This window comes from Caballeronia sp. LjRoot31 (assembly GCF_964253885.1).
In the GTDB taxonomy this organism is placed as follows: Bacteria; Pseudomonadota; Gammaproteobacteria; order Burkholderiales; family Burkholderiaceae; genus Caballeronia.
This window is the reverse complement of the sequence record NZ_CAXURX020000001.1, coordinates 1,532,402-1,553,873: the sequence shown is the minus strand read 5'-3', so window position 1 is coordinate 1,553,873 and position 21,472 is coordinate 1,532,402. Positions and strand designations below refer to the sequence as shown.

Below are 21,472 nucleotides of genomic sequence, written 5' to 3'. Positions count from 1 at the left end.
GGCGTCGCCGTAAGATTTTATTGGCTGAACAATCGCCGCGTGGCGGGAGAACCTGCCGGAATGCCAGCCTGTTCGAGCTTCGCGTACAGCGTCATCAACTGCTTTTCGATAGCCAGCAGCGACGATTCCGGCAATGGCCGGCGCTGGTCGTCCACCACGCGCGCGCCGATGCGCTCGGAGAGCGACTTCGCGTAATCGCACATCAGGCGAAACGGCAGGATGTCTTCATCGGCCACCGGTACGTCCAGCACCAGCGTGATCATCTGGCCGCCCTTGTAGGTCAGGTCGTCGCGCAGGAAGTTGGTATCGCCGAAGAGCAGCATGAACACCGGGTTCTGGCGGGCATCGAGCTTGACGAAACGCGTACCGTCGCGCGACAGCAGCAAACCATCCTGCGAGGCCACCGCCTGCACGTAGTTGGCGGACCACGGCGCGCCGTCGGAGAGAATGTTGATCGACAATTGCGCGTCGCATTGAGCGGCGAACGCGTCGAGTTCGCGCGCCATGCCGACCGTTTCCAGCATGTCGGGAAATTCGGGCGAACCGTCGATCGTGTCGGCAAAACGCTGCACCCCCGTCACGAACTCCGAGAACTCCAGTTCGTTCAGCGGGCCGCCGCGATTGGCCAGTTGTGCCGCTGCGCGCAACTCTTCATAACGCGCGCCGTTCTTGAGCAATTCCCAGGTCGTGCCGCCCTCCGGCTTGCCTTCAATATGCACGGGCTTCGCGCCCGCGCGGCGCAACTTCTGCGCGCTCGGAATCAGCTTTTCGCCCGCGATGGGGGCAAGCAAACGGATGGGCACCACGCAATCGATCCGCCGATCCACGATAGCCGGCGGCGCCGATGAAATCGTGGTCGCGGCGGGCAAGACGGGTTCGTCATCGTCGTCAAGGATGGGGGACGAATCCGTCTCCTGGAAATCACCATTCACCGAGGTCGATTCAGCCTGGATATCGACTGCGGTATCGGCCGGCGCTACCGTGGAAAGCGGCGCACCGCCGAAACTCGGCTCGACCCGCGTGTCCGCCGCCTCGCCCTCGCCCATGGCGGGTTCACGCCGCACCGGGCGTGTAGGTTCGATGAACGGCTGCTCCTCGTCGGCGTCGTTGCGCGCGAGCGACTCCGCTGCTTCGTCAGGCATCGGGCGCGGCATCTTGCGGCGCACTTTGGCGCCCTGCCACGCGTTGTACACCACCACGCCGCCTACCACCACGGCTCCCGCTCCAATCAACCCGAGTGTCAACTCGTCCATGCACTCTCCGTCATACTTTCTGGTTGCGCTCTCGGCGCGCTTGGCGGCGCTATTGAAGGCATCCGGCGCTCATTTGAGCGCTTGTTGAGCTTACGCTGTGCGATCTGCGTCCCACGCGGTATCGGATTTTCATCCGATACCGCGTGGGTCACTCCGCGCCTGCGCGCCAGAACCGGCCTCCGGGGCCCGTTCTCCCTACTATCTTGCTGCCCGTTCTAAAAAAGCCCGGTCAAACGTTCAAGCATTTTGGGCGAAACCCGCCGCGGATTCCATATCCACGGCAACAATCCGCGAGACGCCCTGTTCCTGCATCGTCACGCCGATCAGTTGTTGCGCCATTTCCATTGCAATCTTGTTGTGCGAGATGAAGAGGAATTGCGTCTTCTCCGACATCGCACGCACAAGGTTCGCAAAGCGCTCCGTGTTGGCGTCGTCGAGTGGCGCATCCACTTCGTCCAGCAGACAGAACGGCGCCGGATTCAACTGGAACATCGCAAACACGAGCGCCGTGGCGGTGAGTGCCTTTTCGCCGCCCGACAGCAAGTGAATGGTCGAATTCTTCTTGCCCGGCGGTTGCGCGAGCACCTGCACGCCGGCATCGAGGATTTCGTCGCCGGTCATCACGAGTTTCGCCTGGCCACCGCCGAAAAGACGCGGAAAAAGCTCGCCGAAATGACGGTTCACTTCGTCGAACGTGCCTTGCAGCAACGACCGCGTTTCCTGGTCGATCTTGTGGATCGCGTCTTCCAGCGTGCCGATGGCGTCGTTCAAATCCGCCGATTGCGCGTCGAGGAAATCCTTGCGCTCACTGGCCGCGGCGAGCTCATCGAGCGCGGCCATGTTCACGGCGCCAAGGGCCGCGATCGCGTTGTTCAGCCGCGTGACTTCGCCTTGCAGATACGAAGGTTTCAGATCCGGTGTGAGCTTGGCCTGCAACTCGGCTTCATCGACACCCGCCGCCGCCAGTTGCTCGACGAACTGCTCGCCGCTGATGCGTGCCGCCTGTTCCTTCAACTGCAATTCGTTGATCTTGTCGCGCAACGGCTGCAGCGAACGTTCCGCGATAAGCCGCAATTCGTCGGCCTGACGCAGTCGCGCGGTGAGATCGTCGAGTTCGATACGGGCCGATTGCAACGCCGCTTCCCGGGCCGCGCGCAGTTCGAGCGCGTCCTGCAAGCCGGTGTGCGCCGTTTGCTCGTTGATCGTTTCGAGTTCGGCGCGGGCGTCTTCCAGCGCACCGGCCACGCGTTCGCTCTGATCCTTCGCCGTTTCAATGTTGCGCCGGTATTCCTCGATCTTCGCCGCGAGTCCACGCGCCGCAAAACTGGCGTCGGTGGCCGCGCGTTCGAGGTCCCGCGCTTCCTGGCGTGCGTTGGTCAAGGCTTCGTCGAGTGCTTCGAACGCCAACTGATGATCTTCGAAACGCGCCTGCAATTCGGCGAGTTCGCCGTCGTGGCGCTCGAAATTCGCTTCCGATTCAGCGCGCAACGCACGCTGTTCATCGATTTGCGCGGTAATTTCCGACAGTTCCTCGCGGATCTGCGTGCTCCGCTGCATGTAGCGTTCGTGCGCCTGCGCGAGCTTCAACACGTCCATTTGCAATGCGTGGACGCGTTGGGTCGCGCGTTCGGCGGAAGAACGGGCATCGCCCAGACTCGCCGATGCCTGCGTGTGCGCCGCTTCCGCTCGTACAGCAGCGGCTTTGGCTTCATCGGCGAGCAAGGCTTGCGCACGCACTTGCTTCGTCAGGTTTTCGATTTCCTGCTGGCGGGCGAGCATGCCGGCCTGCTCGGAATCGGCGGCGTAAAGCTGCACGCCAACGCGCGTCACCACATGCCCGGCCTTCACCACGAACGCAGCGCCGTCCGGCAATTGCGAACGCGAGGCCAGAGCCTGAGCGATGTCATCGGCGACAAAAACGTTGCCCAGCCAGTCGGTCAGCACGGCGCGCAGACCGGCGTCGTCAATACGGATCAGCGCCAGCAGCGGCCGTAAGCCAGCAGGCGCTTCCTGCGGACGACCGGCGTTGGGCGGTGCATAGAACGCGAGCTTGGCGGGCGGTGCATCGGTTGCAAACGCCTTCACCCAGTCGAGATTCGATACTTCCAGCGCCGCGATCCGCTCACGCAGAACCGACTCCAGCGCCGTTTCCCAACCCGCTTCAACGTGCAGCTTTTTCCAAAGGCGCGGCAACGAACCGAGCTCGTGTTTGTCGAGCCACGGCTGGATCTTGCCTTCGGTCTGGACGCTTTCCTGCAACTGCTTCAATGCCGCGAGCCGCGCTTCAAGCTGGTGAATCTGCGCGCTTTCGGCCTGCACTTTCTCTTGCGCCGCGCGCCGCTCGCCATCCAGACGCGGCAGCGTGTCCTGCGCGTCGGAGAGGCGGGCTTGGGCCTCAGCGAGAATTTCTTCGTGCTCGGCCAGTTGCATGCGCAACTCTTCGAGCTGCGCTTCGTCGGGCGCGTCCAGGCCGCCCGCTTCGCTTTTCAGGCGTTCGTGACGCTGCTGCAACTGCTGCAGTTGCTGATCGGCATTGCGTTGATGCGCGGCCTCGAGCTTCAACGCTTGTTCAGTCTGCGCGATACCGCCGCGTTCCGCGTTCAACTCGGCCTGAGCGTCGCGGAAACGCGCTTCGAGCGCGGGCAGTTCGTCGTGTTTCGCGGCAGCCGTTTCCTGCGCGATCGCCGCCTTTTCTTCGCCGATAGCCAACGCTTCTTCGGCATCCGTGATCTCGCCACGGGCTTTCTCGGCTTGCATCTGCCATTGTTCGCGCTGAGCGCTCAACGCGGCAATCTGCGCCTGCACCCGATTGCGCGATTCCACGATAAAGCGGATCTCCGCCTCGAGCTTGGCCACTTCCGAGTTCGCTTCGTACAGCGAGCCCTGAGCACCCTGCATGGCGTCGCTCGCGCTGTAGTGCGCCACGCGTAACGTTTCCAGTTGCGCTTCTACTTCTCGCAGCTTGGCGGTTTGTGCTTCGAGTTCAATCTGCGCGTCGCTGATCGCGCGCTGCTGGCGCTCCGACTCGTTGCCCGCTTCGTTCTTGCGCAACAGCCACAGGAGCCGTTGCTTTTCCTCTCCGTCGGCCTGCAGCGTCTTGTATTTCGTCGCGACGATCGCCTGGGCTTCGAGCTTTTCCAGATTCGCGCTCAACTCGCGCACGATGTCTTCCACGCGGGTCAGGTTTTCGCGCGTATCGTGCAGGCGGTTTTCGGTCTCGCGGCGGCGTTCCTTGTACTTGGACACGCCAGCGGCTTCTTCCAGGAACACGCGCAGCTCTTCGGGCTTGGCTTCGATGATCCGGGCAATCATGCCCTGCCCGATGATCGCGTAAGCACGCGGGCCAAGCCCCGTACCCAGGAAGATGTCCTGGATATCGCGGCGCCGCGCCGGCAGGTTGTTGATGTAGTAGCTCGACGTGCCGTCGCGCGTGAGGACGCGCTTGACGGCGATTTCGGCGTAGGTGCCCCACTGGCCGGCGGCGCGGCCGTCGGCGTTATCGAAGATGAGTTCGACGCTGGCGCGGCTGCCGGGCTTGCGCGCCGTGGAGCCGTTGAAGATCACGTCCTGCATCGACTCGCCGCGCAACTCGGACGCGCGCGATTCGCCGAGCACCCAGCGCACGGCGTCGATGATGTTGGACTTGCCGCAGCCATTCGGGCCCACCACGCCGACAAGCTGGCCTGGGACCTGGAAATGGGTGGGATCGACGAAGGACTTGAAGCCAGCGAGTTTTATCGAGGTCAGACGCACGGCGATATCGCTGATTGAAAAGAATTCGGGAGAACGGGCCGGCGGGCCTCCGAGCCATGATGCTTGTGCGGCAGGAGATAACGACTAACGCCGGTCGAAAACGCTCGGGCGGTGGGTCGAACCCTGTCGAATCGAAGCGACGGAGCGCAACCCGTGGTGCCATTGCCCGACGGCTTATGTATATAACTACAAGCAACCGCGGGCACGCAACCCGGCGAACGGTGACAATCATACCATCGCCCGTCTTGAATTCTTTTGGTTTGCTGACAGAGGGTTTCTTGCTCGCAACGGTGGGCGGGCCGGGGTTCTGCAAGGGCCAATGCTAGCCGGTTTCAGCTTGCCGGCGGCAGCGGCGGTCCAATGGCTGCGCGTGGCGCAAACCGGCCTTCCGGCTGGCGGCAGAACCGCCTCAAAGCGCCAGCAAACCCAACCAGGAGGCACGAGGGGGCTATAATCCGAGCCTTGTCGTTTCATCATTTGCACCGACTTCGCCGTGAATCCACTTCTCCAGAAACTTCAGCCGTATCCATTCGAAAAGCTGCGCGCGCTATTCAAGGGCGTCACGCCGCGCGCGGATCTGGCGCCGATCAGCTTTGGTATCGGCGAGCCGAAACATGCAACGCCGGCGCTGATCCGCGAGGCAGTCGTGAATGCGATGTCCGGCCTCGCGTCGTATCCCGCCACCGCCGGCAGCGAGCCGTTGCGTCAGGCCATTGCTGACTGGACGAAGCAGCGGTACGACCTGCCCGCGGTCAATGCAGCCACGGAAGTCCTGCCCGTTTCCGGTTCCCGCGAAGCCTTGTTCTCGCTGGCGCAAACCGTGATCGACAGCCGCAGCACCGTTGAACCGCCCGTTGTCGTGTGCCCGAATCCGTTCTATCAGATCTACGAAGGCGCAGCCTTGCTGGCCGGCGCCGAGCCGTACTTCGTGAACAGCAATCCGGCGCGCAATTTCGCCTGCGATTACGCAGCCGTCCCCGACGCCGTCTGGGCACGTACCCAATTGCTCTTCGTCTGCTCCCCCGGCAACCCGACCGGCGCCGTGCTGACACTCGACGACTGGCGCGAGTTGTTCGCGCTATCGGACCGGCACGGCTTCGTGATCGCCTCCGATGAATGCTATTCCGAGATCTATTTCAACGAAGCCACGCCTCCGCTGGGCGGCCTGGAAGCCGCGCACAAGCTGGGTCGGGGTTTCGAACGGCTGGTGATGCTGTCGAGCTTGTCGAAGCGCTCGAACGTGCCCGGCATGCGCTCGGGTTTTGTCGCCGGGGATCCGTCGATACTCAAGCAATTCCTGCTCTACCGCACCTATCATGGCGCAGCGCTCTCGCCCATGTTCCAGGCAGCGAGCGTCGTTGCGTGGAAAGACGAGGCGCACGTGCGCGACAACCGCGCGCTGTACCTCAAGAAATTCACGACCGTCACCCCCATGCTCGCCGAGGTGCTCGACGTCCGTCTGCCCGACGCCGCGTTCTATCTGTGGGCGAACGTGGCGCGCACCCGCCTGTCCGACACCGAGTTCGCCGCACGCCTTTACGCCGACTATAATGTGACGGTTTTGCCGGGCTCATACCTGGCGCGCGACGCCCACGGCACGAATCCCGGCAGCGGCTTCATTCGCATTGCGCTGGTCGCCGATGTCGATGAATGTGTGGAAGGTGCACGGCGTATCGTCGAATTTTGCGGCGCGCTCATGCAGCACGCGCGCGCAGCGTCGGCTGGCACAGTAACCCCTCCTTAAAATCGCAGCACTCACTTAAGTCACGACCATGTCGCAACAACTTCAGCAGATCATCGATACCGCCTGGGACAACCGCGCCGAGCTGTCGCCGAAATCGGCCCCCGCCGAAGTGCGCGACGCCGTCGCTCACGCCATCGAGCAACTCGACAAAGGCCTGGCCCGCGTTGCCGAAAAGCAAAACGGCGAATGGGTGGTCAATCAATGGCTGAAGAAAGCGGTATTGCTGTCGTTCCGCCTGGAAGATAACGCGCCCATGCCGGCTGGCGGATACAGCCAGTTCTACGACAAAGTGCCGTCGAAGTTCGCCAACTACACGGCTGAAGATTTCGCTGCGGGCGGCTTTCGCGTCGTGCCGCCGGCTATCGCGCGCCGTGGTTCGTTTATCGCTAAAAACGTCGTGTTGATGCCGTCGTATACGAACATCGGCGCCTATGTCGATGAAGGCACGATGGTCGATACCTGGGCCACCGTCGGTTCGTGTGCGCAGATCGGCAAGAACGTGCATTTGTCGGGCGGCGTGGGCATCGGTGGCGTGCTGGAACCGCTGCAGGCGAACCCGGTGATCATCGAAGACAACTGCTTTATCGGCGCGCGTTCGGAAGTGGTGGAAGGCGTGATCGTGGAAGAGAATTCGGTCATCTCCATGGGCGTGTATCTCGGCCAGAGCACCAAGATTTACGACCGCGAAACGGGTTCGGTCACGTATGGCCGCATTCCGGCGGGCTCGGTCGTGGTCGCGGGCAACCTGCCTTCGAAGGACGGTTCGCACAGCCTGTACTGCGCGGTGATCGTGAAGAAGGTGGACGCGAAAACGCGCGCCAAAGTCGGCCTGAACGAGTTGCTGCGAGGCGATTAATCCATGGCCGCGAAAAAGATCGTCGTGTATGGGATTCCGAATTGCGACACCGTGAGAAAAGCGCGCGTGTGGCTGGAAGAACATGACGTGCCGTTCGAGTTCTACGACTTCAAGAAAGCCGGGGTATCGACGGCCTTGTTGCAGGACTGGTTGAAGGACGTCACGCTCGACGAACTGATCAATCGGCGCGGCACCACCTGGCGCGGCCTGTCGGATACCTACAAGGACGAAGCCGGCTCCACGGCCGGCGCGATCGCGTTGATGATCCACAAGCCGTCGATCATCAAACGGCCTGTGCTCGTGATAAACGGCCGTGTGAAATCGCTCGGTTTCGATGCCGACAAGTACGAAACGCTGTTCGTTTAAAGATTGAGCTCTAAGCTTTTAAGCGCAGCATCGCGCGCCCCTTCGATAAAGGCGCGCGAATCTTGATCCCTGCCGGCCGCCGCGCCGGCTTTTTTATTGAAAGTGGCTCGAATCCATGTCCGGCACCCTTCTCCTCTCGGAACAACTCATCGCGCGCGCGTCCGTCACGCCCGACGACCAGCACTGCCAGAATCTGCTGATCGAGCGGTTATCGGCACTCGGCTTTGAGTGCGAAACGATCGCGTCAGGCGGCGTCACGAATCTCTGGGCCGTGAAACGCGGCACGGACGGGACTGACGGCAAGTTGCTCGCGTTCGCCGGCCATACCGACGTCGTGCCGACCGGTCCGCTGGAACAATGGACGTCGCCGCCGTTCGTGCCGACTCACCGCGACGGCAAGCTATACGGTCGCGGCGCCGCGGACATGAAAACGTCGATAGCCGCGTTCGTTGTGTCGAGCGAAGAGTTCGTCGCGGCGCACCCGGCACATCGCGGCTCTTTGGCGTTCCTGATCACCAGCGACGAAGAAGGCCCGGCCACTGATGGCACCGTCAAAGTGATCGAAGCGTTGAAAGCGCGTGGTGAGCGGCTGGACTACTGCATTGTGGGAGAACCCACCTCCAGCGCCACGCTCGGCGATATGGTCAAGAATGGCCGGCGCGGTTCCATGTCCGGCAAGCTGATCGTGAAAGGCGTGCAAGGTCATATTGCTTATCCGCATCTCGCGAAGAATCCCATTCACTTGCTCGCACCGGCACTGGCTGAACTGGTCTCCACGCATTGGGACGACGGCAACGAATATTTCCCGCCGACCACGTGGCAGGTGTCCAACCTGCATAGCGGCACGGGCGCAACGAACGTGATCCCGGGTCACATCGAGTTGATGTTCAATTTCCGCTTCTCCACGGCAAGCACGGTGGAAGGCCTGCAAAGCCGCGTTCACGCGATCCTCGATAAGCACGCGCTGGACTACGATCTCGCGTGGAGCGTCAGCGGCCTGCCGTTCCTCACGCCGCGCGGCACGTTGTCGAACGCGCTGGAGCAAGCCATCCTCGATGAAACCGGCGTGCGGACCGAACTGTCCACCACGGGCGGCACGTCGGATGGCCGCTTTATTGCGCGCATCTGCGAACAGGTGGTCGAATTCGGACCACCCAACGGCAGCATTCACAAGATCGACGAGCACGTTGAAGTGGCGTTTATCGAACCGTTGAAAAATGTGTATAGGCGCGTGCTTGAAACCCTGCTTGCCTGATCCGACTCACTCTTATAAGGAGCCTGCGATGGCGCTTCCCTTCACCACCGTTCGCGATCTGCTGCGTTTTGCCGTGTCGCGTTTTACCGAGGCAGACTTGTCGTTTGGCCACGGTTCATCGAATGCATTCGATGAAGCCGCGTACCTCGTGCTGCATACTTTGCACTTGCCGCTCGACACACTCGACCCGTTCCTCGACGCGCGCCTGCTCGACACCGAAATCGACGCCATCATGAAAGTGATCGAGCGGCGCGCGACGGATCGCGTGCCGGCGGCGTACATCACGCATGAAGCGTGGATGCACGGGCATCGTTTCTATGTGGACGAGCGCGTGATCGTGCCTCGTTCGTTCATTGGCGAGTTGCTGCAGGATGGTTTGCAGCCCTATGTGCAGGACCCTGACGAAGTATCGCGCGTGCTGGAACTCTGCACGGGCTCCGGTTGCCTCGCGATTCTCGCGGCGCAGGCTTTCCAGAATGCTGACATCGACGCCGTCGATATCTCCGCACCCGCGCTGGAAGTCGCGCACCGGAACGTGGACGACTACGACCTGGATTCGCGCGTCGCGTTGTACGAGGGCGATCTGTTCGCCCCGCTGCCCGTTGGCCGCTACGAGGTCATCATCACGAATCCGCCGTACGTCAACGCGCTGGCCATGCAGACCCTTCCCGCTGAATATCGCCACGAGCCGGAACTCGCACTCGCGGGCGGCGCGGACGGCATGGATATCGTGAAGCGGATCGTGGGCGAAGCGCGCAAATGGCTGACCGAAGACGGCGTGCTCGTGGTCGAAATCGGCAACGAACGGGCCAACGTGGAAGCGACGCTCGGTGGCCTCGACATTGTCTGGCTCTCGACCAGCGCCGGCGACGACAACGTGTTTCTCATCCAGGCAGCCGACTTGCCGGGCTGACGGCACAACCCCCGACTTCCAGGCACCGCGTACATGCACTTCGAGTGGCAGGACTGGCTTCATCTCGGCACGTTTGTGATCATCGCCCATTTGCTGGGCGCGGCCGCGGCGTGTCACGCGGTGCTCAACACGCGCACCTCGCAAGGCGCGGTCGCGTGGGCCGTGTCGCTTGTCGCCGTGCCCTACTTCACGCTGATCCCGTATCTCTTTCTCGGGCGCAGCAAGTTCGCCGGGTACATTGACGCACGTCGGCTGGAAAACGAGATCCTGCGCAAGAGCGCGCACCCGACGGAGTGGAATTTCCCCGATGAAGCCGCCCGTCTGCGCGGCGCGGCAGACGGCGATCCTGCAGAGTATCTCGGCCATCCGACCATACGCGCGCTGACGCGTTTGAGCGGCATGCCGTTCCTGCGCGGCAATTCCGTGCGCGTGCTGATCAACGGCGACGCCACGTTCGACGCCATCTTCAAAGCTATCGACGCGGCGAAGGTCTATGTGATCGTGCAGTTTTTCATCGTCCGCGACGACGACCTCGGCCGCAAGCTGAAAGACCTGCTGATCAAAAAAGCGCAGCAAGGCGTGCGGGTCTATTTTCTCTACGACAGCATCGGCAGCTTCGATTTGCCGAAACGCTATACCAACACGCTGCGCGCGGGCGGCGTGCAGACGCATCCGTTCGCGACCAAGCGCAAGTTCGTCAATCGCTTCCAGATCAACTTTCGTAATCATCGCAAGATCGTGGTCGTTGACGGTGAATGCGCGTTTGTCGGCGGTCACAACGTAGGCGTGGAATATCTTGGTGCGAATCCACGTTTGTCACCCTGGCGCGATACCCACATTGAAGTGCGCGGGCCGGCGGTCGCCAGCATCCAGTTTGTGTTCATAGAAGACTGGTACTGGGCAACACAGCGCATTCCAGAAGTGGCGGAGTCGAAGACATCGGCGGATGACATGAGCTGCCTCATCCTCGCGAGCGGCCCCGCCGACCATCAGGAAACGTGCTCGCTGTTTTTCGTCGAGGCAATCAACGCGGCGCGTTCGCGTATCTGGATCACGACGCCGTACCTCATCCCCGACGAAGCCGTGCTTTCCGCGCTGCGGCTCGCGGTTTTGCGCGGCGTGGACGTACGCATCCTGATTCCGAGTCGCCGAGATCATCGCGTGGTATTTGCCGCGTCCAAACTCTATGCCTACGATGCGCTGCTGGCAGGCGTGAAAATCTTTCGATATCGCCCGGGTTTCCTGCATCAGAAAGTGGTGCTGGTGGACGATATGTCCGCCGCCATTGGCAGCGCGAATCTCGACAACCGCTCGTTTCGTCTCAACTTCGAGATCATGGTCCTGACCGTGGACCGGCGCTTTGCAAGCGAAGTCGAAAAAATGCTGCTCGACGACTTCGCGCAATCATGGGAAATCAGCCGCGACGATTATCTCGGCGCCCCCGCGTGGCGCCGCATGACAATGCACGTCGCGCGCCTGTTTTCACCCATTCTTTGACAGGGCGACGTCCAGCCGGACGTCGCCCTGTCAAAACTGCCGTCAGAGCAGTTTTTCGATATCGCCGGAAAGCGCATCCGGTTTCGTCACCGAGCCAAACCGGGTGATCACGTTGCCTTCCTTGTCGACCAGGAACTTCGTGAAGTTCCACTTGATGCCTTCGGTCCCCAGCACGCCCGGCGCTTCCTCGGTCAGGTAGCGAAACAGCGGATGCGCGTTCGCCCCGTTCACGTCGATCTTCGCAAACAGGGGGAACGTGACCCCGTAGTTCTGCTCGCAAAAGCTGCCAATTTGAGCCGCATCGCCTGGTTCCTGCTTGCCGAACTGGTTGCACGGAAAGCCCAGCACCGCAAACCCGCGATCCGCGTAACGTTCGTACAGCTCCTGCAAACCCTTGTATTGCGGCGTGAATCCGCACTCGCTCGCGGTGTTCACGATCAACAGCACCTTGCCCTGATAACTGTCCATGCTGACGGTTTCACCGCCGAGGGTTTCCGCCGAAAACGAGTAGATAGGGTTCATTCGATGCTCCGCTTGAAAAAATCCAGTCTAAGCGAAACGCAGGTCAAAAAACACCCGACCGAACGGCTAACGGCGCGCCGACCTCACGCACCAACGTCAATGAGTCGGCGGCGACTACCCGCGCCAGTCTAAAATAGCGTTTTCCCGTACTTGTCTGGGTCTCCACGCCGTGATTCGCTTTAACCAGTTCAGCCTTGCCCGAGGCACCAAACCGCTCTTCGAACAGACCACGTTCGCGCTCAATCCTGGCGAAAAGGCGGGGCTCATCGGCGCTAACGGCGCGGGCAAGTCGACGCTCTTCTCCGTGCTACGCGGCGATCTGCACGCGGACGGCGGCGATTTCTCGATGCCGCCGTCGTGGCAAATCGCCCACGTCGCGCAGGAAACGCCGGCCGTGGACCGCACCGCGCTCGACTACACGCTTGACGGCGACACGCAATTACGGCGCATCGAAGCGCGGATTGCGGCGGCATCGGCGGCTCACGATGGGGCAGCCGAAGCCGACGCGCACGCCGCTTTCGCCGACGCAGACGGTTACACCGCGCCCGCCCGCGCCGAAACCCTGCTGATCGGCCTGGGGTTCACGCTCGCGCAAACAAAAGACCCGGTCACGAGCTTCTCCGGCGGCTGGCGCATGCGCCTGAACCTCGCGCAGGCGCTGATGTGCCGCTCGGACTTGCTGCTGCTGGACGAACCCACGAACCACCTGGATCTCGATGCCATCATCTGGCTGGAAGACTGGCTGCATCGCTATCCGGGAACGCTGATCGTGATTTCGCACGATCGAGAATTCCTCGATTCCGTCTGCAACGTCACGCTGCATCTGGAAAACCGGCAAATCAAGCGTTACGGCGGCAACTACAGCCAGTTCGAAATCCTGCGCGCGCAACAAATGGCGTTGCAGCAAAGCGCGTATGTGAAGCAGCAAAAGACGGTGGAGCATCTGCAAAGCTTCATCAACCGTTTCAAGGCGCAGGCGACCAAAGCGAAGCAGGCGCAAAGCCGCGTGAAGGCGCTGGAGCGCATGGAAATCATCGCGCCGGCGCATGCTTCTTCGCCTTTCACGTTCGAGTTCCGCACGCCAGATGCCGCGCCGAACCCGATGATGGTGATGGAGTCCGTGCGCTGTGGTTATCACACGGACGCCGGTGAAGTACCGATCGTGGAAGGCGTCACGCTGTCCATCCAGAACGGTCAGCGAATCGGCTTGCTGGGTGCGAACGGACAGGGGAAATCGACGCTCATCAAGACGCTGGCCGGCACGCTTGAAGCGTTGAGCGGCACGGTGCGCGAGGGAAAGGGCTTGCGGATCGGTTATTTCGCGCAGCATCAACTCGAAACGCTGCGTCCCCAGGACTCCGCGCTAGAGCATGTCGCCCGGCTCGCGCCCGACACACGCGAACAGGAATTACGCGATTTCCTCGGCGGCTTCAATTTTTCCGGCGAGATGGCGACCGCGAAGATCGCACCGTTTTCCGGGGGAGAAAAGGCGCGGCTCGCGCTTGCGCTGATCATCTGGCAGAAGCCCAATTTGCTGCTGCTCGACGAACCGACGAACCATCTGGATCTCGAAACGCGTCATGCGCTGACCATGGCGCTCGCGCAGTTCGAAGGCACATTGATCCTGGTGTCGCACGACCGCCATTTGCTACGTGCCACCACGGATAACTTCATGCTCGTGGCGAAGCACCGGCTGCAGCCGTTTGACGGCGATCTTGACGATTATCGCGACTGGCTGTTGCAACACGCGGCCGAACAGCGAGCAGCGGCCAAGGAAATGGCCAGCAGTAGTTCATCGGACGATTCGCCGGAATCAGGGCAGAACCGCAAGGAGCAGCGTCGCCAGGAGGCGCAAGAGCGGCAGAAACTCTCGCATTTGAAAAAGCCGCTGCAATCGCGGATTTCAAAGATCGAGAAGGAGATGGACAAGCTGAATGCCGAGAAAGCGCAGCTTGATATTTTCGTGGCCGATGCAGCCAGTTACGAGCCCGCCATGAAGGCGCGGCTCACGGAATCGATTCGCCGTCAGGCCGATGTGAACGGCCGATTGGAAGCGCTCGAAGCGCAATGGCTGGAAGCGCACGAGGAACTGGAGCAGATCGGCTGATCCGCCCTGGCTTAACGTCTCGGCAGGGTTTGCCGCGGCATTCCTTCGTCGTCGACCAGTACGTGCTTGCGGCCCTTCACGTGGCGCCGAATGGTCGCCACCACCTCATCTTCGGTCACGTCTTCCGCTACTACGCGACGCGATATCTGCCCTTCAGCGTCGATCCACTCGACAATCCGGCAACCGCCGCCCCATGGCTGCTGGATGGGCGCGGACACACGGCAGCCGCGCAGATGAAATGTAGGGCGAGACAAAGTTTGATCTGCGTGTTTCAAGGCGTAGTCCTTTTTCCTTTTCCGCTCGTATCCGGGTTTGTCGCGATACAAGGATAGAAAAAGCACGCCCCGCTTGGGTTACACGAATCTCGCGGTTTTTTACACGACATTACTAAGGGACCGATCGACGACGCCTCGCAACGCGACCCCAGCGCGCTGCCGAGTTGCTTCAGGCCAGCGACCGCACCCGGTCTATCGCCTCTTCAATCCGATCGACCGCAATCACTTCCAGCCCGTCGATAGGTTGCTTCGGCGCATTCGCCTTCGGAATCAGCGCGATCGAAAAGCCCAGTTTCGCGGCTTCCTTCAGACGGTCCTGACCGCGCGGCGACGGTCTGATTTCACCCGCCAGCCCGACTTCGCCGAACACGATCAGACCCTTGGGCAACGCCTTGTTACGCATCGACGAATGGATCGCGAGCAATACCGCCAGATCGGCCGCGGGTTCCGTGATCTTCACGCCGCCCACCGCGTTCAGGAATACATCCTGATCGAAGCACGCAATGCCCGCGTGCCGATGCAACACGGCCAGCAGCAATGCAAGCCGGTTTTGCTCCAGCCCCACGGCGAGACGGCGTGGATTCGGGACATGCGCGGTATCGACAAGCGCCTGCACTTCCACCAATAACGGCCGCGAACCTTCCTGCGTCACCAGCACGCACGAACCGGGCACGCTCTGTTCATGCTGCGATAAAAACAGCGCCGATGGATTCGCCACGCCACGCAAACCGCGCTCGGTCATCGCGAATACGCCGAGTTCGTTCACCGCGCCGAAACGGTTCTTGAACGCGCGCACCAGCCGGAACGATGAATGGGTGTCGCCTTCGAAGTACAGCACCGTGTCCACGATGTGTTCAAGCACGCGCGGCCCGGCGAGGTTACCTTCCTTCGTCACGTGCCCGACCATGATGATGGCCGTGCCCGTCTGCTTCGCGATCCGCGTGAGTTGCGCCGCGCATTCGCGCACCTGGGCGACCGATCCCGGCGCTGAAGTCAGCGCTTCGGAATAAACGGTCTGGATTGAATCGATGACCGCAACTTCCGGCCGTTCTTTATCGATAGTCGCCTGAATTCGTTCAAGCTGGATTTCCGCCAGCAAGCGCAAATCAGGCGCTGCCTTGCCGGAATCGCCCAACAAGCCGAGCCGCTGCGCACGCAACGCGATCTGCGCGCCGGACTCTTCGCCACTGATATAAAGCGCGGGCCGCTCACGGGCGATCTCCGCCAGCGATTGCAGCAGCAGCGTGGATTTCCCGATGCCCGGGTCGCCGCCGATCAGCACCACGCCGCCGGCCACCAGGCCGCCGCCCAGCACCCGGTCGAATTCGCCGATACCCGTGGTAAAGCGCGGCACGTCCGACGCTTCGATCTCCGACAAACGCTGCACCGGAGAGGTCTTCGCGAGTGATTGAAAGCGATGCGCCGACGGCGATTCCGCCACCGACTCGACCAGCGTGTTCCACGCGCCGCATGCGGGACATTGACCTTGCCATTTCGGCGCCTGGCCGCCGCAATCGGTACATACGTACAGTGTCTTGACCTTCGCTACTTTTGCCACTCGCCTTCCTGAATTCCGTCGTTATTGCGTCGTCGCCTACCCAAACAAGCCAGCGAACGCTCTATTCCGCCCGCATCGGCACGCGCGGCGAGACTGCGCACATCAACTCATAACCGATCGTGCCGCACGCAGCCGCCACGTCATCGATCAGCAGCTTCTCGCCCCACAACTCCACCGGCGTACCGATTCCCGCCGTCGGAACCGGGGTCAGGTCGACCGTCAGCATGTCCATGGAGACACGGCCGACAATCCGCGTCGGCACGCCATCGACGATAACCGGCGTGCCTTCAGGCGCCACTCGAGGATAACCGTCCGCATAACCGCACGCCACTACGCCGATCCGCATAGGACCTGTAGCCGAGAACACCGACCCATAGCCGACCGACTGACCCGCCGGCACCGTCTGCACCGCGATCAGCTCGGACGCAAGCGTCATGGCGGGCCGCAATCCGGTCGTGGCGATATCGGCCGTTTTGCCCGACGGCGAAGCACCGTACAAAATGATGCCGGGCCGCACCCAGTCGAAATGCGACGCCGCATGCCACAGCGTGGCCGCGGAGTTGGCGAGGCTGCGCGCGCCAGCGATACCTTCAGCACCGCGTTCGAACGCTTCGAGTTGATGACCGATGCCGCGCGGACCGTCGGCGTCGGAGAAATGGGTCATCAGCGTGATCTGGCCGACACCCTGTACTGCCCGCGCGCGTTCCCACGCTGCCCGGAAACGCTCCGGCGTATAACCGAGCCGGTTCATGCCGGTGTTCATTTTCAGCTGGATATTGACCGGCTTCGACAGTCGCGCCATTTCCAGCATTCGCAACTGTTCATCGCCATGGACTGCTGTGGTCAGGCTGTAGCGATCGATCACGTCGATATCCGTCGGTCGGAAAAAACCTTCCAGCAGCAGGATGGGGCCAGCCCAACCCAGCTCACGCAGCTTGACCGCTTCTTCGAGGTCGAGAAGACCGAAGCCGTCCGTTGCCCGCAATCCGGGGAACGCTCGCGCTACACCATGACCATATGCATTAGCCTTGACCACGGCCCATATCTTGGATTTCGGCGCATGACGGCGTGCGACGGCGAGATTGCTGGCAAGTGCGGCGGTGTGGATCGTGGCGGATATCGGGCGCGGCATGGGAGGTCGGTTGGAAAAAACAGGTGATTATGCAAGAACGGGATGCAGCTCGACGGTTGCCGGAACGCTGCGTGTCTACCCCGGCACGGAGGCGGCCGATCGTGCCCTATTCATTGGGCCACTCATTGGCCTATTCACGATCGCTCAGAAGCGATACCGGCCGCCTGGCGTTGATCAGCCAGCGATCGATCATTGCATCTGATGGCCACTTGGCAATAGACCGTGCACATGATGATAAATTCGAAAAGTATCGATAGCCAGGCCAATTGCTGAATCAGTACCCGAATCAATACCTTATCGCTACCTTGCAGACCGGTGACGTTCCGGCCTGAACGTCCGCGAATTGTCATGCAGGTTACTGCTAGTCAGAATGCGCCTATTTTCGTGTTATAAAGCCGTGCACACAACCCATTTCGAACAGAAATTGCCTGAACGGGAGCCTGAGCGCAAAGCCGGACGCGAGCGACGAGCGCGCCGTGTGCGAACGGGGCGGATTACCCGCAGTGCGGACTAGCATCGGATCAGATGAAAAAAGGTTTTTACACCATCATGGCCGCGCAGTTTTTCTCGTCGCTGGCCGACAACGCCCTTCTGATCGCTGCGATCGCCCTGCTGAAAGATCTTCACGCTCCGAACTGGATGACACCGCTGCTCAAGCTGTTTTTTGTGCTGTCATACGTTGTTCTGGCCGCTTTCGTGGGTGCCTTTGCAGACTCGAGACCGAAGGGCCACGTGATGTTCGTCACCAACTCGATCAAGGTCGTCGGCTGCCTGACGATGCTGGTCGGTGCGCATCCGTTGCTCGCCTACGGCATTGTCGGATTCGGCGCCGCTGCGTATTCGCCCGCGAAATACGGCATTCTCACCGAGCTGTTGCCGGCTGACCGGCTGGTCGCGGCGAATGGGTGGATCGAGGGCACGACGGTAGGTTCGATCATCCTCGGCACCGTCATGGGCGGTGCGTTGATCAGTCCGCACATCGCCTCGCACATTCTCTCCCTGCACATTCCGAAGGTCGATACCCCCGCCGAAGCGGCCATGCTCGTGATCGTGCTCATGTACATTGTCGCGGCCATCTTCAACCTGCGGATTCCCGACACCGGCGCGCGTTATCCGAAGCAGGAGCATCGTCCGCTCAAACTGATCACCGATTTCGCCGATTGTTTCAACGCGCTCTGGCACGACAAGCTCGGCCAGATCTCGCTCGCCGTGACCACGCTGTTCTGGGGCGCGGGCGCGACGCTGCAGTTCATCGTGCTCAAGTGGGCGGAAGTCTCGCTCGGCATGTCGTTATCGGAAGCCGCCATTTTGCAGGCGATCATCGCCGTTGGCGTCGCGGTCGGCGCTATTCTCGCGGCCGCCCGCGTGCCGCTGAAGAAGTCGCTTTCCGTGCTGCCGGTCGGCATCATGATGGGCGTTGCGGTGATGCTGCTCGCGTTCTATTCAAAGCATCTGTTTCCCGTGCACTGGGGCATCTATTTTGGCCGGATGCACATTCCGGGTTACCTGATCGTCGCGTATATCTTCCTGATGATCGTCGGCGGGCTGTCGGGCTTTTTCGTGGTGCCAATGAACGCACTGCTGCAGCATCGCGGCCACGTGCTGTTGTCGGCGGGTCACTCCATCGCGGTGCAGAATTTCAACGAGAACCTCTCGGTGCTCGTGATGTTGTGCCTGTACGCGGTGCTCGTCTGGCTCGACGTACCGATTCAATTCGTGATCGTGCTGTTCGGCACCTTCGTCTGCCTGATGATGTACTTTGTCATGCGGCGGCATCAGGCGAATCAGCGGGCCTTCGATTCGGTCGCGCTGATCGGCGAGTCGCGACATTGAGCGGTGGCTTCGGAATGGTCAGTGCGCGTGGATTGCGCCTGACCTGACCCAATAAAAGCTTGAAATCACACCGGGCGACCAGCCGCCCGGCGCGCGATAATCCTGTTACCACCATTTTCTTTACACCCTGCCCATGCCCGCCGCCGATCTCTATTCGTTCGCCGTGCGCGTGCGCGAACGCGCGCCGCTTGTCCACTGCCTGACGAATCTCGTTGTCACGAATTTCACGGCGAACGTGCTGCTCGCGCTGGGCGCCGCACCCGCCATGGTCATCGCCCGTGAGGAAGTGGGTGAATTCGTGCCGTTGGCCAATGCGGTATCGGTGAATCTCGGCACGCTCGACTTGCCGCAAAGCAAGGCGATCCGCGCCGCGGTCGAGGCCGCCAATCGTGCGCACAAACCGTGGGTACTCGATCCCGTAGCGGTCGGCCCGCTGAGTTTTCGCACGGCATTCGCCTTTGATCTGCTCGATGCACATCCGGCCGTGATTCGCGGCAACGCGTCGGAGATCATCAGCTTGTCGGGCGGCGAATCTAGCGCACGCGGCGTCGACAGCACCGCTTTCGCCGAAGCCGCGCTCGACGCAGCCCAGCTCCTCGCGCTGAATACGGGCGCTGTAGTGGCGGTCACGGGTCAGACCGATTACGTCACCGATGGCCGCCGCACGGTCGCGTTATCGAATGGATCGCCATTGATGACGCGCGTGACCGGCGTGGGCTGTGCGTTATCAGCGACGGTCGCGGCGTTTGTGGGCGTTGCCGATAACGATGACCGTTGGGCCGCAACGGTCGCCGCGATCGCCTATTCGAGCATCGCGGGCGAATTGGCATCGCGCGACGCTGCATTGCCCGGCAGTTTCGCGGTTGCGTATCTCGACCGGCTGGCATCGCTCGATGCAAACGAATTCGCCGCCACGCTCGTGTCGCGTGATGTCGTGCCCACCGCGTGATGAGCCTCGATCTCGCGCTGTATCTCGTCCTCGATCCCGTCCAGTGCGGCGGCCATGCACGCGCGCTCGATGTGACCCGGGCGGCGCTCGATGGCGGTGTCACGATCGTGCAGCTGCGCGCGCCCGAGTGGCATAAACGCGCGTGGCTAGACCTCGCGCTCGATCTGCTGCCGCTCACGCGCCGGTATGGCGTGCCGCTCATCATCAACGACCACGTCGATGTCGCGCTCGCGGCCGGCGCCGATGGCGTGCATATCGGCCAGAACGATTTGCCGCCGGATGTCGCCAGGAAGCTGCTGGGGGCGCAGGCTTTGATCGGACTATCGGTATCGACTGCCATGCAGGTCGATCACGCCAACACGCTGGGCGCCATGATCGATTACGTCGGCGTCGGGCCGGTATTCGATACACCGACCAAGCCGGACGCATCGGCGGCATGCGGCATCGACGGCCTCGCCGCGCTGTGCGCGCGCTCTGTTCATCCGACGGTGGCTATCGGCGGCATCCAGTTGCACAACGCCGCCGATGTCAAACGCGCGGGGCCGGGCGGTATCGCGGTGGTATCTGCGATCTGCACCGCTGCCGACCCGCATCTCGCCGCGCAACGATTGCTGGCATCCTCCTGAAAATCTCATGACCCATTCGATCCCCAACGTCCTCACCATCGCCGGTTCCGATTCCGGTGGCGGCGCGGGCATCCAGGCCGACCTCAAGGCATTCTCGGCGCTCGGCGCTTACGGTTTGTCCGTTATCACCGCCCTCACCGCGCAGAACACGCGCGGCGTGACGGCGATCCATACGCCCGACGCGTCGTTCGTCACCGCTCAGCTTGACGCCGTTTTCGACGACATCCGCATCGATGCCGTGAAGATCGGCATGCTCGCCAATGCCGATGTAGTGCGCGCGGTAGCGGCGGCGTTGCGCCGGTATCGGCCGGTGCATGTGGTGCTTGATACCGTGATGATTTCCAAGAGCAATCACGCTTTGCTTGCGCCGGATGCAGTGGCAGCACTGCGCGATGAACTGCTGCCGCTCGCGACGTTGGTCACGCCGAACTTGCCGGAAGCGGCTGCGTTATTGGACGTGGCATCAGCCGAAGACGAGGACGCGATGGTGCGCCAGGGCGAAGCGCTGCGGGCGTTGGGCGCGCGGGCGGTATTGATGAAGGGCGGCCATCTAAGTTCCACCGATAGCCCCGACTGGCTGATCGAGGACAGCGGCGCGCTGCGGCTTGGCGGGCCGCGCGTGCCGGTGAAGAATACGCATGGGACGGGGTGCACGTTGTCGTCATCGATTGCGGCGCTGCTGACCCAACGCGACTCGCTCGCTGCCGCTACCGCCGACGCCAAACTCTATCTGACCGGCGCGATCGAACAAAGCGCGCGGCTGGAAGTCGGGCACGGAGTTGGCCCGGTGCATCATTTTTTCAGGTGGTGGTGAGGGTCGCTTTGCTACACGC

The 21,472-nt window shown here is 61.8% G+C and carries 17 protein-coding genes; 11 read left to right on the top strand and 6 right to left on the bottom strand.

Translation table 11 applies throughout. The annotated features are described in order from the left end of the window. Positions 1-17 precede the first annotated feature (17 nt). Together ACSQ8V_RS06845 and smc are read right to left on the bottom strand one after the other, a co-directional pair. The gene (locus ACSQ8V_RS06845) at positions 18-1,253 is read right to left on the bottom strand and encodes a cell division protein ZipA C-terminal FtsZ-binding domain-containing protein (RefSeq protein ID WP_436205274.1); all 1,236 of its coding nucleotides are present in this window, start codon (positions 1,251-1,253) and stop codon (positions 18-20) included. A gap of 237 nt (positions 1,254-1,490) precedes the next feature. Next, entirely contained in the window at positions 1,491-5,006 is a 3,516-nt protein-coding gene (smc, locus tag ACSQ8V_RS06840) for a chromosome segregation protein SMC (RefSeq protein WP_436205273.1), read from the bottom strand. Positions 5,007-5,499: 493 nt separating this feature from the next. Between smc and dapC the strand changes: the two genes are divergently transcribed. From dapC to cls, 6 genes are all read left to right on the top strand, one after another. Next, on the top strand, positions 5,500-6,750 hold the full coding sequence (gene dapC, locus ACSQ8V_RS06835) for a succinyldiaminopimelate transaminase (protein ID WP_436205272.1): 1,251 nt from the start codon (positions 5,500-5,502) through the stop codon (positions 6,748-6,750). A 28-nt stretch (positions 6,751-6,778) separates the two neighbouring features. Further along, positions 6,779-7,606 carry a 2,3,4,5-tetrahydropyridine-2,6-dicarboxylate N-succinyltransferase gene (gene dapD, locus ACSQ8V_RS06830; protein ID WP_213763121.1) on the top strand — a complete coding sequence of 276 codons (828 nt, stop codon included), beginning with the start codon at positions 6,779-6,781 and terminating at the stop codon, positions 7,604-7,606. A gap of 3 nt (positions 7,607-7,609) precedes the next feature. Continuing rightward, on the top strand, positions 7,610-7,972 hold the full coding sequence (locus tag ACSQ8V_RS06825; RefSeq protein ID WP_436205271.1) for an ArsC family reductase: 363 nt from the start codon (positions 7,610-7,612) through the stop codon (positions 7,970-7,972). Between the two features lie 115 nt (positions 7,973-8,087). Further along, on the top strand, positions 8,088-9,227 hold the full coding sequence (gene dapE / locus ACSQ8V_RS06820) for a succinyl-diaminopimelate desuccinylase (protein ID WP_436205270.1): 1,140 nt from the start codon (positions 8,088-8,090) through the stop codon (positions 9,225-9,227). Between the two features lie 28 nt (positions 9,228-9,255). After that, a complete protein-coding gene (prmB, locus tag ACSQ8V_RS06815) occupies positions 9,256-10,140 on the top strand; it encodes a 50S ribosomal protein L3 N(5)-glutamine methyltransferase (protein ID WP_436205269.1) in 885 nt (294 codons plus the stop codon). Between the two features lie 33 nt (positions 10,141-10,173). Further along, positions 10,174-11,637, top strand: coding sequence for a cardiolipin synthase (cls, locus tag ACSQ8V_RS06810; RefSeq protein ID WP_436205268.1), 1,464 nt, complete (start codon positions 10,174-10,176; stop codon positions 11,635-11,637). A gap of 42 nt (positions 11,638-11,679) precedes the next feature. Here cls and ACSQ8V_RS06805 read toward each other — a convergent pair whose 3' ends face one another. Continuing rightward, positions 11,680-12,159: a glutathione peroxidase gene (locus ACSQ8V_RS06805; RefSeq protein WP_213763128.1), complete on the bottom strand. Its 480-nt coding sequence runs from the start codon at positions 12,157-12,159 to the stop codon at positions 11,680-11,682. Between the two features lie 169 nt (positions 12,160-12,328). Between ACSQ8V_RS06805 and ACSQ8V_RS06800 the strand changes: the two genes are divergently transcribed. After that, positions 12,329-14,266 carry an ATP-binding cassette domain-containing protein gene (locus tag ACSQ8V_RS06800; RefSeq protein ID WP_436205267.1) on the top strand — a complete coding sequence of 646 codons (1,938 nt, stop codon included), beginning with the start codon at positions 12,329-12,331 and terminating at the stop codon, positions 14,264-14,266. Positions 14,267-14,277: 11 nt separating this feature from the next. Here ACSQ8V_RS06800 and ACSQ8V_RS06795 read toward each other — a convergent pair whose 3' ends face one another. The 3 genes from ACSQ8V_RS06795 to alr all read right to left on the bottom strand — a co-directional run bounded on the left by ACSQ8V_RS06795 (position 14,278) and on the right by alr (position 17,231). Continuing rightward, on the bottom strand, positions 14,278-14,541 hold the full coding sequence (locus ACSQ8V_RS06795; protein ID WP_213763131.1) for a DUF2866 domain-containing protein: 264 nt from the start codon (positions 14,539-14,541) through the stop codon (positions 14,278-14,280). Between the two features lie 169 nt (positions 14,542-14,710). Beyond that, entirely contained in the window at positions 14,711-16,099 is a 1,389-nt protein-coding gene (gene radA / locus ACSQ8V_RS06790) for a DNA repair protein RadA (protein WP_436181263.1), read from the bottom strand. Between the two features lie 61 nt (positions 16,100-16,160). Next, positions 16,161-17,231: an alanine racemase gene (gene alr / locus ACSQ8V_RS06785; RefSeq protein ID WP_436205266.1), complete on the bottom strand. Its 1,071-nt coding sequence runs from the start codon at positions 17,229-17,231 to the stop codon at positions 16,161-16,163. A 525-nt stretch (positions 17,232-17,756) separates the two neighbouring features. On the opposite strand from alr, the gene lplT reads away from it, so the two are divergent. The 4 genes from lplT (at position 17,757) to thiD (ending at position 21,453) form a co-directional block, all read left to right on the top strand. After that, positions 17,757-19,064 carry a lysophospholipid transporter LplT gene (gene lplT / locus ACSQ8V_RS06780; RefSeq protein WP_213763135.1) on the top strand — a complete coding sequence of 436 codons (1,308 nt, stop codon included), beginning with the start codon at positions 17,757-17,759 and terminating at the stop codon, positions 19,062-19,064. A gap of 133 nt (positions 19,065-19,197) precedes the next feature. Continuing rightward, entirely contained in the window at positions 19,198-20,013 is an 816-nt protein-coding gene (thiM, locus tag ACSQ8V_RS06775) for a hydroxyethylthiazole kinase (RefSeq protein ID WP_436205265.1), read from the top strand. Continuing rightward, on the top strand, positions 20,013-20,639 hold the full coding sequence (gene thiE / locus ACSQ8V_RS06770) for a thiamine phosphate synthase (RefSeq protein WP_436205264.1): 627 nt from the start codon (positions 20,013-20,015) through the stop codon (positions 20,637-20,639). Before thiM ends, thiE begins: the two co-directional genes overlap by 1 nt. A gap of 7 nt (positions 20,640-20,646) precedes the next feature. Next, positions 20,647-21,453 carry a bifunctional hydroxymethylpyrimidine kinase/phosphomethylpyrimidine kinase gene (gene thiD / locus ACSQ8V_RS06765; protein WP_213763140.1) on the top strand — a complete coding sequence of 269 codons (807 nt, stop codon included), beginning with the start codon at positions 20,647-20,649 and terminating at the stop codon, positions 21,451-21,453. Positions 21,454-21,472: the final 19 nt, after the last annotated feature.

Excerpts from the sequence above, each read along its gene's own strand:
- ACSQ8V_RS06845 (WP_436205274.1), bottom strand. The coding sequence starts at position 1,253 with ATGGACGAGTTGACACTCGGGTTGATTGGAGCGGGAGCCGTGGTGGTA.
- dapD (WP_213763121.1), top strand. The coding sequence starts at position 6,779 with ATGTCGCAACAACTTCAGCAGATCATCGATACCGCCTGGGACAACCGC.
- ACSQ8V_RS06825 (WP_436205271.1), top strand. The coding sequence starts at position 7,610 with ATGGCCGCGAAAAAGATCGTCGTGTATGGGATTCCGAATTGCGACACC.
- dapE (WP_436205270.1), top strand. The coding sequence starts at position 8,088 with ATGTCCGGCACCCTTCTCCTCTCGGAACAACTCATCGCGCGCGCGTCC.
- prmB (WP_436205269.1), top strand. The coding sequence starts at position 9,256 with ATGGCGCTTCCCTTCACCACCGTTCGCGATCTGCTGCGTTTTGCCGTG.
- cls (WP_436205268.1), top strand. The coding sequence starts at position 10,174 with ATGCACTTCGAGTGGCAGGACTGGCTTCATCTCGGCACGTTTGTGATC.
- ACSQ8V_RS06805 (WP_213763128.1), bottom strand. The coding sequence starts at position 12,159 with ATGAACCCTATCTACTCGTTTTCGGCGGAAACCCTCGGCGGTGAAACC.
- alr (WP_436205266.1), bottom strand. The coding sequence starts at position 17,231 with ATGCCGCGCCCGATATCCGCCACGATCCACACCGCCGCACTTGCCAGC.
- lplT (WP_213763135.1), top strand. The coding sequence starts at position 17,757 with ATGAAAAAAGGTTTTTACACCATCATGGCCGCGCAGTTTTTCTCGTCG.
- thiM (WP_436205265.1), top strand. The coding sequence starts at position 19,198 with ATGCCCGCCGCCGATCTCTATTCGTTCGCCGTGCGCGTGCGCGAACGC.
- thiE (WP_436205264.1), top strand. The coding sequence starts at position 20,013 with ATGAGCCTCGATCTCGCGCTGTATCTCGTCCTCGATCCCGTCCAGTGC.
- thiD (WP_213763140.1), top strand. The coding sequence starts at position 20,647 with ATGACCCATTCGATCCCCAACGTCCTCACCATCGCCGGTTCCGATTCC.